Annotated in this window: 13 protein-coding genes; 8 read left to right on the top strand and 5 right to left on the bottom strand. The window is 38.1% G+C overall.

What is annotated here, in order from left to right; all coding sequences use genetic code 11:
* The first annotated feature begins 340 nt into the window (after positions 1 to 340).
* Positions 341 to 952: a 30S ribosomal protein S4 gene (gene rpsD / locus QM959_RS09310; RefSeq protein ID WP_000092756.1), complete on the top strand. Its 612-nt coding sequence runs from the start codon at positions 341 to 343 to the stop codon at positions 950 to 952.
* 133 nt (positions 953 to 1,085) lie between these two features.
* On the opposite strand, the gene QM959_RS09305 is transcribed toward rpsD, so the two are convergent.
* From QM959_RS09305 to QM959_RS09295, 3 genes are all read right to left on the bottom strand, one after another.
* Positions 1,086 to 1,604, bottom strand: coding sequence for an HXXEE domain-containing protein (locus QM959_RS09305; protein ID WP_414372846.1), 519 nt, complete (start codon positions 1,602 to 1,604; stop codon positions 1,086 to 1,088).
* 398 nt (positions 1,605 to 2,002) lie between these two features.
* Positions 2,003 to 3,121: a Fic family protein gene (locus QM959_RS09300; protein WP_414372845.1), complete on the bottom strand. Its 1,119-nt coding sequence runs from the start codon at positions 3,119 to 3,121 to the stop codon at positions 2,003 to 2,005.
* 20 nt (positions 3,122 to 3,141) lie between these two features.
* Positions 3,142 to 4,062, bottom strand: a complete 921-nt coding sequence (locus tag QM959_RS09295; protein WP_414372844.1) for a helix-turn-helix domain-containing protein — start codon at positions 4,060 to 4,062, stop codon at positions 3,142 to 3,144.
* Positions 4,063 to 4,385: 323 nt separating this feature from the next.
* On the opposite strand from QM959_RS09295, the gene QM959_RS09290 reads away from it, so the two are divergent.
* From QM959_RS09290 to QM959_RS09260, 7 genes are all read left to right on the top strand, one after another.
* On the top strand, positions 4,386 to 4,841 hold the full coding sequence (locus QM959_RS09290; protein WP_414372843.1) for a hypothetical protein: 456 nt from the start codon (positions 4,386 to 4,388) through the stop codon (positions 4,839 to 4,841).
* A gap of 272 nt (positions 4,842 to 5,113) precedes the next feature.
* Entirely contained in the window at positions 5,114 to 5,542 is a 429-nt protein-coding gene (locus QM959_RS09285; protein ID WP_414372842.1) for a hypothetical protein, read from the top strand.
* 2 nt (positions 5,543 to 5,544) lie between these two features.
* Positions 5,545 to 6,573 carry a replication initiation factor domain-containing protein gene (locus QM959_RS09280; protein ID WP_414372841.1) on the top strand — a complete coding sequence of 343 codons (1,029 nt, stop codon included), beginning with the start codon at positions 5,545 to 5,547 and terminating at the stop codon, positions 6,571 to 6,573.
* 65 nt (positions 6,574 to 6,638) lie between these two features.
* Complete coding sequence (locus QM959_RS09275; protein WP_369087990.1) at positions 6,639 to 6,887, top strand: hypothetical protein; 249 nt, start codon at positions 6,639 to 6,641, stop codon at positions 6,885 to 6,887.
* A 9-nt stretch (positions 6,888 to 6,896) separates the two neighbouring features.
* Positions 6,897 to 8,390, top strand: a complete 1,494-nt coding sequence (locus tag QM959_RS09270) for a tyrosine-type recombinase/integrase (protein WP_414372840.1) — start codon at positions 6,897 to 6,899, stop codon at positions 8,388 to 8,390.
* 102 nt (positions 8,391 to 8,492) lie between these two features.
* Complete coding sequence (locus QM959_RS09265) at positions 8,493 to 8,963, top strand: MarR family transcriptional regulator (protein ID WP_000447038.1); 471 nt, start codon at positions 8,493 to 8,495, stop codon at positions 8,961 to 8,963.
* On the top strand, positions 8,963 to 11,239 hold the full coding sequence (locus QM959_RS09260) for an ATP-binding cassette domain-containing protein (protein WP_022524935.1): 2,277 nt from the start codon (positions 8,963 to 8,965) through the stop codon (positions 11,237 to 11,239). Before QM959_RS09265 ends, QM959_RS09260 begins: the two co-directional genes overlap by 1 nt.
* 103 nt (positions 11,240 to 11,342) lie before the next feature.
* Here QM959_RS09260 and rpmG read toward each other — a convergent pair whose 3' ends face one another.
* Both rpmG and rpmF read right to left on the bottom strand, forming a co-directional pair.
* Positions 11,343 to 11,492, bottom strand: a complete 150-nt coding sequence (rpmG, locus tag QM959_RS09255; protein WP_001265622.1) for a 50S ribosomal protein L33 — start codon at positions 11,490 to 11,492, stop codon at positions 11,343 to 11,345.
* 15 nt (positions 11,493 to 11,507) lie between these two features.
* Positions 11,508 to 11,690: a 50S ribosomal protein L32 gene (gene rpmF / locus QM959_RS09250; protein ID WP_000290416.1), complete on the bottom strand. Its 183-nt coding sequence runs from the start codon at positions 11,688 to 11,690 to the stop codon at positions 11,508 to 11,510.
* Positions 11,691 to 11,942: the final 252 nt, after the last annotated feature.

Below are 11,942 nucleotides of genomic sequence, written 5' to 3'. Positions count from 1 at the left end.
TTATGTTTTGTCATAGTAGACCTCATTTCTAACTCAAACGTCTCATACTTAATTCCACCATAAAAATCCGTTTTAGACTAACTTCCACTTTGGTCAGACAAGTGGAAGTTACTTTGAGAAGTTACCGCAGTGAAAATAAAGCTTAAAACCCCTTTACAATTCTAGCCATTCATGGTAAAATGGATTTTGTGTGAAATATCAGCAGGAAAGCATGAAGCTCGTCAACAGGTGTCTTATGATAAGTAACCTTGGCTGTTTAGGCGAAGGGCATCTGCACGAATCAGGGCTTTCTAAGTGACTATTTCCACCGAAATATTATTTATATCAGGAGGACATTCACATGTCACGTTATACAGGACCATCTTGGAAACAAGCTCGTCGCCTTGGCCTTTCACTTACAGGTACAGGTAAAGAATTGGCACGTCGTAACTACGTACCAGGACAACACGGACCAAACAACCGTTCTAAATTGTCAGAATACGGTTTGCAATTGGCTGAAAAACAAAAACTTCGTTTCACTTACGGTGTAGGTGAGAAACAATTCCGTAACTTGTTCGTACAAGCTACAAAAATCAAAGGCGGAATCCTAGGTTTCAACTTCATGCTTCTTTTGGAACGTCGTTTGGATAACGTTGTTTACCGTCTTGGTCTTGCGACTACTCGTCGCCAAGCTCGTCAATTCGTAAACCACGGTCACATCCTTGTTGACGGAAAACGCGTTGATATCCCATCATACCGCGTAACTCCAGGTCAAGTGATCTCAGTTCGTGAAAAATCATTGAAGGTTCCAGCTATCCTTGAAGCAGTAGAAGCTACTCTTGGACGTCCAGCATTCGTATCATTCGACGCTGAAAAATTGGAAGGTTCATTGACTCGCTTGCCAGAACGCGACGAAATCAACCCAGAAATCAACGAAGCACTTGTCGTTGAATTCTACAACAAAATGCTTTAATTTTAAGAAATATCTTACAGAAAGCCTACAACAGTGGGCTTTTTGCTTTGTCTTAAAAAAACTATAGAACACGTCTTAACTGTGAAGGGGGATAAAAAAATTCCCTGCAAATTGAAATTGCAAGGAACTCTTGTTAATGGTAATGAACAATCCAGGTAGAATACTTTCTTCCAAGCCAGATAGCAAAGAGGAGATTGATGACGACAATGCCTGAACCGACCAGTGAAAATAAGAAAAATTCGCTAGTCGAAACCTGCCACAAATGTACTATGTCTGTAATCAAATAAGCACTGACAGGAAAACAAATGGTAGAAGTAATCAGAGCAGGGATATACTTGCGAAGAAGGATTGATTGTCCGATATGGAGCAAGAGATGAAGCGCAAAGGCTACAAATCCCCCTAACCAAACTAATTCGAGCGCTCTAGATTGAGTAAAATATACTAATAAAGTGATGGACAAGACAAGGATGAATTCCTCAAAAACAGCGAGGGCAAATCCCTCTGTTGTCATTTCTTTGTGGATTTTGAGAATAGTTGGAGCCTTTTGGGCCAGCAAGGTTTCGTTGAGACGGATCCAAGGGACAAGACCGATAATTTCTTCCATATCGTGAAAGATAAAAAGTAGAGGAAACATCCAAAGATAAAATGCCATAAATCTCTCCTGCAAAGCTACAGACTGCTAGCAAAAAACGCCCAGTAAGGCGTTTTGAGTTAGGTATGCTTACTTCACCTCTGTAAGCGTAATATGTAATTTAGCAAGTTTCATGATGTACAGAAACGTTGATTTTATGGGCTTTTCAATCTTTCAATTATTGATGAAATAGAGTGATTTTGACCTTGCTTTAGTTTTAATCAGACAAAAATCAGACAAAATCCACTCTTTAATTAAGTGAAGTCAAAACCAACTCTGCTTCACATAACAAAAAATAAGTGAAGTCAAAACGGGTTTCGCTTCACTAAGAAATGAATAAGTGAAGTAAAGATGACTTTTGCTTCACTAAAGAAGAAATAAGTGAAGTAAAAATGAATATTATTTCACTAAGAGATACCTTATTGAACAATTGAAAGAAGTTGAGGACAATAGTAGGTTCTATTCCTTTGAGCATTATCTGTTGAAAGATAACCTTCCTCAATCAGCTTGTTTAGTAAGGTATAAGTAGTTCGTTCAGAAATTTTTAGGTGTTCACTAACTTGTTTCGCCTTAAAAATTGGAGCTGAGAATATAAGGTCAAGAAGCTGGATACCTGATACAGAATGAAGCTTTGGGATGACTTGTTCCTTCATGATGCTATACAGACTCAGTATATCTTGAGCTTTTTTTGTACTCTCTTCTGCGGACAATATCACTCCTTCTAGATAGTATTTAAACCAGTCTTTCCAATTGTTGTTTTTTGAAATATTTGACAGGTGAGATATGTAAAGAGACCTATCTTTTTCAAAGTATGAACTCATATAAAAAGTTGGATAAGAAAGGAGTTCTTGATAGTATAGGAACAGTGGTATGAGCAATCGTCCAATTCGTCCATTACCGTCTTCAAAAGGGTGAATCATTTCAAATTGAGCATGAATAATTGCCGACTGAACCAACAGATCTAAATCATCATAATGTATATATTGCTCCAAGTTAGACATATATTCTGGTGTTTGTTCCGCAGGGACAGGAGTGTATGATATCGAAGCTACGCTACCGATATAGTTTTGGCTTCTCTTAAAATTACCGGGATTTTTACTGCTACCTCTAACATTATCCAGAAGAATTTTGTGCATTTCTTTAATAATTCTATTAGATAAAGGTAAGCCTTTAGAATCATTATTATTGATGGTAGAAATGTTTTCTAAAGCGTAAAAGAGTGCTTTTCGATAGTTAATAATCTCATGCAATTCGTCACGCTCAATATCAACTTTATTACCTGCTTCATAATTAAGTAAGTCTTCCAAAGTAGCATGAGTTCCTTCAAGTTTTGAGGAGAGAACGGCTTCTTGGCTAAGCAAGGGAGAAATCAGTAACATAGGGTTAATGATGGATTCTAAAAATCCTTCATAAGTACCAATAGCAATATTGGCTTTGGTGACTAGCTTAATAATTTGAGGGTCAGTATATATTGAAGTATAGTCAAAAGGGAGTTTTTGTGGTAAATATGGTTTGGGTATATTTTTAAATCTATCCATTTTCATCTTCCTATCTAAAGTTATTTTTCCGCCCAGTCAGTCCAATCATCAAAGGTCGTGTTATTGTAAAGTTCTATCAGTCGTGGTCTGACAGATTGGATGATCTCAACTAACTCGTGTCCCTCATGAAATTGTGAAAAAGGCATACCGACTGTTGCTTGGGACATATCTGAAAGCAGCTGTCTTGTTGTTTGGCTATCCGCAAGTGTATTGATTAGAAAACCGAGTAGGTAATTGGAATCATAGCTAACTTCTACACCTGCTGATGGCGAATCTTTAATCAGGCGTTCATAGCCCTTTTTAATTTCTTTTTTGATTTTATCTTTGGAAAGGATTTCTAGATTTCCGATAAAATCATATGAAGTATAGATTTGGTTAGCAAAGTAATCAGAAAGTTCGTTGATTTTAGTATCATCAAGTCCGTCTTGCTGGCTTAAGTAGGTTTTGGCTTCCTTCCTAATTGTGTCCCTCAGCGTATCATAAAGCATTTCAAAAAAGATATCATCTAGGTACCCTTCTTTTGGGTATCCAAATTCATTTTCCCAGTCAGGATTTTCAAATGTTCCAATGGTTACTCCCCCACTTCTTGTGACCGATTGTATTGGATTTGTTTTTATTCTAAAAAGCTCTTCTTTTATTTTTAATGGAGTATCAGGATACTCATCTAGGAATGTGCCATAACCAAGTTTTCTAAGGTAAAGTTCAATATATTCTTCCAATTCTCCGTAGTAAAACCAACCTACGGGTTTTCCATAGATTTTTGACACTTTCTCTAAAACTTCAAGAGGAGCTAAGTTATCTCCTCTTACATATGCGTTAATCGTTGATTTTTTTAATCCAAGACGGTTTCCAAATTCAGTAAAAGACAAATTTAATTCATCTTTGACTTGTCTTAATCTTTGACCAACAGTCTTTTTATCAGGTTTAAGTATTTCAAACATAGGTTACCTCTCAGACTATTATAACACAGGTGTTTATAAAATCGTACATTTTTTGAGAAAAACGCTTGACTTCGTGTATGATATCGTATATAATTATTAATGAGCATTAAGGTTGCTCAAAAATTTTACACCAAACGTACATAAAATCGTACATGTGTGTTAGAGAGGAGCTAACCCAACAATCAAAAAAGAAAGGAGGGTACAAAAAATCCTTGAACAATCTGGTACATCGTTCAAGGACAGTAAATCTAATTGCTGTAATTATACCAGATATTTCGGATAAACGCTAGTTGAATGCAGAATCAGAAAATACAGGTAAACTAATGAGTAAATACGATTATCAAGAAGTTGTAGATAGGGTTGATGGTCTCAACTCAGTCTCAACATTGAAAAAGTGGCGGTTAAAGATTGAAAGTCTAACTGGTACTCAATTCAATGAAAGTAGAGTGAGAACGGGTCGAAAATCTTATTCTAAAGTTTATCTTTTTACAGAAGATGACCTAAATCATTTTCAAGCGATTGCTGATAAGAAGTCTTCGTTGGGACTGGAAAGAGCAATTCTAAGTGTTTATGGGTTTTCTAAAGAAAATGATTATCAAAAACCTATTAGAGAACTTGTTGATGAGCTAGAGGTCTCCTTTAAGGAAATCCGAGAAGATTATCGAAGGAACCTAGCAAAGTTGAAACAGGAGTTAGAAGTGCTTCTGGATAGAATCCAGACCTTAGAGAAAGAGACTGAAAAGAAATCATCTAAGAGACTTGGCTTCTTTCATCGATGAAGACGGTTCGCCACCCCACCACTGGGCGAGTGGTCAACACGGTAGCCCAGAGCAGGTGGGAAAGGTGGCAAACGGCTGAACTCGATTTGACATTTGCACCCCAGTCCCTATTAGGGGGTGCACACATACATAAAATGTGGTCAAATTCCTTGATACGCAAGGGGTTCAGTGATTTGAAGCAAATTTCACGAAAAAACATTTATGAAGCCTATGATATCAACGGTTTACGATGGATTTTATGTAGGCGTAGCTTTTATGAATAGGAGAAAAACATGACAAAATTTAACTTAACAGACGAAACTATAAAAGTTGGCGACTTGAAATTGGATAAATCACAATTTGACATTCCAAAGAAAGTGACCATCCTTTCTTCACGAGTTGCACCAGTCTATAAAAATGTCAATGGCGAAAGCATTGCGACAGATGAGGTAGCTAAAATTACTTGCTCTGTACAAGATACAGACAAAATCCAAGCCTTGAAAGACCTGGGCTATTCCCCTGATGACCTCAAGGGTATTCGCTTGGAGATTGTAGACAATCTTGACAAGTTGGCTAAATCCGTTGAAAAGGATGAGCTGAACTCACTTGTAGTAGAACTTGTCAATCCAGAAGTCCACCTTGGTTGGCGAGCTAATAATGGTGGTGGAAATTGGGGAGGCTTAAAACTAGTGGCAACTGATATTAAATTTATTGGAGCCTAGACATGGATAACTCAGTGATGTTAGACTACTTAGCCGTAACGATTAAGGGCTTAGCTCCAGATGATGTCATTGAGAAAATCCTCATTCTTCCTAAAGATAAGTTTGTTCTCAATGATTGGGGGATAAACAAGTACCAAAGGCATTATGCCTTCTCAGAGATAAAGGTTTACTTCAATAAAGACTGGGAATCAAAAATGGGAGTTTTTATCGAACTGAGAGGGCAGGGGTGCCGTCAGTATGAAGAATACATGGAAAGCAATGTCAATAACTGGGTAACCCTAATGAAACGCATTTCTGAATGCCATAGTAACTTTACAAGACTAGATATCGCCAATGATATTTTTGATGGTAGCCTATCCGTCCCGCTTATTTATAGTTATTGTAAAAAGCAACTCTGCATATCAACCGCTAAAACCTTTGATTACCATGAAAAGAGTATTCTTGAAAATGGTGAAAAGGTTGGTGAAATGGTAACGATTGGTGTTAGAGGTACTCAGCAATGGTGCATCTATAATAAGCTATTAGAACAAAAACTGGATAAAGATTTACCTGAAATGCCCTCATCATGGACAAGAGCAGAGCTTAGATGTTGGCAAGGAAAGGCAAACTTACTGGCTCAACAGATAAAAAAAGGACGTCCCCTTAAAGAGATTTACTTTGAAGCGATTAATGGACACTATCGCTTTGTCAGTCCGAGAGATAAGGATTCCAACCGTTGGCGAAGAAAAAACGTAAAATGGTGGAATGACTACTTAGAAACACAAAAAAAGACGGTCTTAAGTGTAAAGCGGACAAAAGCCACCCTAAAACGGTCTGAGCTATGGACAGAGAAACAAGTCTCACGAACACTTGGAAAACTCTATGTAGCAAAAGCAGAATCTTATGGACAAGAAAAGGCAGATGGCTATATTCAACACTTACTTGAGCTTGGGATATCCAAACTAACGGAAACAGATGAGACTGATATTCAGCAGTACAAACAAGAGCAACAAAGCTCAGCTTATTGGGGCATAAGAAAAGACGACCTGTAGCAAACTACAAATCGCCTTCCCAAAAATAACTAACTTGATTATAACCAAAATAGAAGGAGAATTCAATGGCAACATTAAAAACAGAACATGATTTTGACTTGACCCGTAACTGGTACCGTAAATCCGTCTTTCTAGATGAACTCTGGCATGGCATGACCGTTGCAACGCTCAATAGCTATATTCGTCAGATGAAGGACAGCCCATACGCTTTCGGTATTAAAGGAACACATGGCAATGTCTTTATTCACTCAGAAGTCTTCGTGGCATGGTTTGACCACAAAATTGCCAATCAATATGTCGCAAAGATGGCGTAGGTAATACCTATGAGAGATAATAGTTCAAGAGTACTCATCATCAGTTCTTGGCGACCAGACCCTTATAAAGCAGGCAATGTCTTGGTGAAGTTCGCTATGCGATTTACCCACCCTATTACTAAAAAATCTCACAAGAAATACCTTTCTACAGGTGCTGGTAAAGGGTGGTTTACCACTAAGGCAAGACCAAGTAAAAAGACATCTTCTGGAAAAGAACGTCTTTTGGTCAGCGATATTAAAAACTCACAATTGATAACACAGGTCACGCAAGAACTGAACAAATTAGTTGATGACTATATCGCTGAGATAACAGGTATTAAGCCTAAGAAAGCCAAGAGACTTTTAACCCTAGAAGAAATCGCTAAGCCCTATGATGAAGATGGAAGTCTTTATGGTAAAGCCTTTAAAGCATGGTATGAAAGGGTCAAACCAGCCAATAATACTCTTAAAACAAGGGTTACTATCTATAACCGCTATATAATGCCTAATTTTGATACCAGAATGTCTATCACAAAATTTGCCTCTATGACAGATGAAATTCAAAATCTCATCAATGCTTCTTCCATGCACATGGCAAGAAACCTGCATATTTATCTTAAGATGGTTTTTGATTGGTCAGTCGAAAACGGACAGATTACTCTTACACAAGACCCGATTGCCAACAATAAGGTTAAAAGGCGAGTTCTGACAAAGAGTGAGGAGCAAAATAAGAAACGTGAAGATATTGCAGAAAAATATCTTGAAGCAAGTGAGGTTAACTATGTTCTCCACCTGATAGAGAGCTGGACTAACCGACCTGGTAATCAACTTATCGCTGATGTGCTTAGAATGATTTTTTTGACAGGTATGCGACCAAGTGAGGTTTTGGGATTGAATGAGGATATGCTTGATTTTGAGGAGAAGTGGATAAAGGTTCATTGGCAAAGGGCGAGTAAAAATAAATCTGATGAGGTCATGGAAGCTCTTAATCTTAACGAAAAGGAACGCTACCGAGCAGACTTAAAGACTAAAGAAAGTGTTCGTACAATTCCAATGAGCCCCGAGGTAGAGAAAATCTTGCGACATTACATCGACAGAAATAAGTTTCAAGCTCAATTCAATCCGACTTACCAAGACTTGGGATATCTCTTTACTAGAACCTATATCAGGGCAGGTAATCGGCAAGGTTCTCCGCTTTATCACAACGAGCTCTCACAATTCCTGAGAGGTGGTTCTAGTCAGTCAGCAAAGTATAACAAGAAAGCTGGTAAACCCTATAAGGATATCGATAGCTTTCTAAACTTTGGCAGACCGATTCATGTCATTCCTCATATGTTCCGTCATAGCTTTATCTCCATTATGGCAAGTGAAGGCATTGACCTTCCCACTATTCGAGAATTTGTTGGACACTCGGAGGATTCCAAGGAGATTGAGCGTGTCTATCTCCATGTGATTAAAAAGCAAAAAGACACCATGAGAGGAGCTGTAGAAAGGCTGGAAAAGTTGATTAATAATAAGAACTAAGTGTTGAAAGGAGGATACTGCCTCCTTCTCTATTTGACATAGATATTTTTTTAGGATATAATTTAATCCGAAATCAGACTAAAAGAGATGTAAGGAATTATTTTGGAAACAGATTTTATAAAGCAATTATCAGTACAAGAGAAAGAATTCTCATCTCTTTATCGTGTCATGGCTAAGAATTTTGGGCTATCTGAGAGTAGCGTGTGGGTCTGTTATTTTTTATTAGTAAATAGTGGTGATATCACTCAGCAGGACTTGGTTGAACAGATGATGTTCCCAAAACAAACCATTCACTCTTCGGTAAAAAAGTTGAGTGCTGACCAATATGTAAGGGTGACGCCACTACCAAGTTCTCGTAAGAGTAAGAAATTGTCCTTGACTGAAAAAGGCAAAACTTATATAGAGATGACCGTTGCTAAAATAGTGGAAGCAGAAAAAGAAGCAATAAGGGGCATGGGGCAAGAGGATATGCAAAAATATGTTGAACTTCAAGGAAAATATCTAACTCTTGTGAAGAATGAATTTACTAAAGCTGAGCTGTTAACTTTAACTGACAATATGGAGAATAATTGATGGAAATAGATAGTATTGAAATTTTTGGTGCTAAAGAGCACAATCTAAAAGACTTTGATGTGACGATTCCTAAGAATAAGCTAGTGGTTTTTGCAGGTGTTTCAGGTTCGGGGAAGTCTTCCCTTGTCTTTGATACGCTAGCAAGAGAAAGTAGTAGACAGTGGCAGGATAGTTATCCTCTCTTTTTACGGAACAAACTACCTCACTATGAGCGTCCTCACGTAGACGAAATTAAAAATTTACCCCCATCTATCGTTGTCAATCAGAAAGCTTTAAGGACTAATACTCGTTCAACAGTCGGGACGGCTATGGACATTGCTCCGCTTATTCGTCTGCTGTTTTCACGGGTTGGTCAACCGAGTGCGGGTGGCTCAATGGCTTATTCTTTCAATCATCCTGCAGGGATGTGTCCTATTTGTACTGGGATTGGGAAGGTTTATCAGTTAATTGAGGATAAGATTTTTGATACCACAAAATCATTGAATGAAGGTGCTATTAATTTTAGTCAATTTTCGAGTGGCTGGCAGGCTTATCTTTACAAAAATAATCCTTTACTTGATGCAGATAAAAAGTTAGCTGATTTTTCTGAGGAAGAATGGCAGATTTTGCGAGAAGGAAGCGATGAAATAGTCAAGGTTGAATTTCGTTCTAATAATACGGGGAGTGTGGACCGTGTTGACTATGAAGGTGTAATTCCGCGTTTCTACCGCCTCTATCTGAAAAGGGATATTTCTAAGCTGAAAAAATCATTGCAAGAAGAAGTGCTATCTCTTGTCATTCAGGTACCTTGTGCCAGTTGTGAAGGCTCAGGACTAAACCCCAAGGCCTTAGCTTCTAAGATAAACGGGCATAATATTGTTGACTATATGAACTTATCAGTCAGTGAACTCTTGCCTTTACTTGAAGAAGTTGATAGTCCTTTAGGTCAATCATTAGTTGCACAAATCAAGTATGCTATTAAGCGTATGGAGACAGTTGGGATTGGTTATTTATCTTTGTCTCGGAAGACAGAAACCTTATCAGGTGGTGAGATACAACGGGTCAAGTTGGTGCGACACATTGGTTCCAGCCTAAGTAATGTCAACTACGTTTTTGATGAACCGACTGCAGGTCTGCACCCTCATGATGCCGAGAAAATCGGTCAGCTCTTGTTGGATTTAAGAGATAAGCACAACAATATTTTGGTTGTGGAACATAGCCGACAAATGTTAGCTTTAGCGGATGAAGTCATTGAATTGGGACCATTGGCTGGTCGGGAAGGCGGTAGGCTAATTTTTCAAGGAAGTCTTGTAGAGTTGCAAAAAGCTGACACCTTCACAACCCGTGTCCTAAAACAACCACTTAGACTGAATCAAGACCCACTAGCTTGGACAGAATATTTTGCCATCAAAGATGCTACTGCAAATAATCTTAAACAGGTTAATACAAAAATCCCTAAGGGAATCTTGACCGCAGTAACGGGTGTCGCGGGTTCAGGGAAGAGCTCTCTGATTGGTGTCGAATTTATCGAAAATTACCCAGATGCCATTATCATCGATCAAAAACCTATTGGTACCTCCATTCGTTCCACACCAGCAACTTACTTAGGAATAATGGATGAAATTCGAAAATTATTTGCCAAAGCCAACAATGTAACCCCTAGTTGGTTTAGCTATAATTCAAAAGGTGCTTGTCCAATTTGCAAGGGAACTGGAAAAATCGTTTATGACATGGCTTTTGCGGATTCAGTTGAGGTCGTTTGTGAGGAGTGCGGGGGTCACCGTTATAATCCTAAAGCGCTCAGCTATCGTTATCAGAATTTCACAATTGAAGAGATTTTGAATCTAACTGTCGAAGAAGCATTAACAGTTTTTTCTTCGAACGATAAGATTTGTCAATCTCTGTCAGTCATGAAGGAAGTTGGCTTAGATTATCTGACTTTAGGTCAGCCCACAAGTACCTTGTCAGGTGGAGAAGTGCAACGAGTTAAGTTAGCTAGTAAGTTACAAGAGTCAGGACAAATCTTTGTTCTCGACGAACCAAGCACAGGTCTGCATGGTAAGGATGTTGAACAACTGCTTAGTTTACTAAGACGCCTCGTCAATCAAGGGAATACGGTTGTGATAATTGAACATCGCTTAGAACTTATTGCTCAAGCTGATTGGATAATTGATTTAGGACCCGAGGGCGGAAAGAATGGGGGTTATATTTTATTCGAAGGCAAACCAAGAGATATTATCAGTTGTGAAGAGTCTCAAACGGGGAAATATTTGAAAGAAATTTTAAATTTCAGTTAAAATACGTCAATTGCTTCTAATCAGACAAAAATCAGACAAAACCACATTATAAAAACAAAAAAAGCCTAGAAACGTTGATTTCATAGGCTTTTGGTATATTGTCTTACTTAACCTCTGTAAACACAACGTGTTTGCGAAGTTTTGGTGAGTATTTCTTCAATTGAAGACGGTCTGGAGTGTTACGTTTGTTTTTAGAAGTAAGGTACAAGCGTTCACCAGATTCTTTGTGTTCAAGTGTAATATTTACGCGCATGGTATCTCCCTTCTATTATTCAGCTGCTGCAGCTTTAGCGATTTTACGTCCTTTGTAGTATCCTTTAAGTGATACACGGTGAGAACGTGAGTAATCTCCAGTAGTTTCGTCAAAGTTTACAGATGGAGCTGTTACTTTGTAGTGTGTACGACGTTTGTTTTTCTTCGCTTTTGAAGTGCGACGTGCAGGTACTGCCATTTTGATTTCTCCTTTAGGTATTTATATTCGATTCAATCTACTGATTTTCATCAACCATACTAGGATAACACATTTTTTTTGTAAAGTAAAGTTACTTGACAAAAAAAGATGAAAAAATTCTCCTATGGTAACTTCTCAAAGTAACTTCCACTTGTCTGACCAAAGTGGAAGTTAGTCTAAAACGGATTTTTATGGTGGAATTAAGTATGAGACGTTTGAGTTAGAAATGAGGTCTACTATGACAAAACATAA

Origin of the sequence: Streptococcus mitis, from assembly GCF_047459985.1 — a bacterium.
Taxonomy (GTDB): domain Bacteria; phylum Bacillota; class Bacilli; order Lactobacillales; family Streptococcaceae; genus Streptococcus; species Streptococcus mitis_DZ.
The sequence above is the reverse complement of the archived record's forward strand: the minus strand, read 5'-3'. Positions and strand labels throughout refer to the sequence as shown.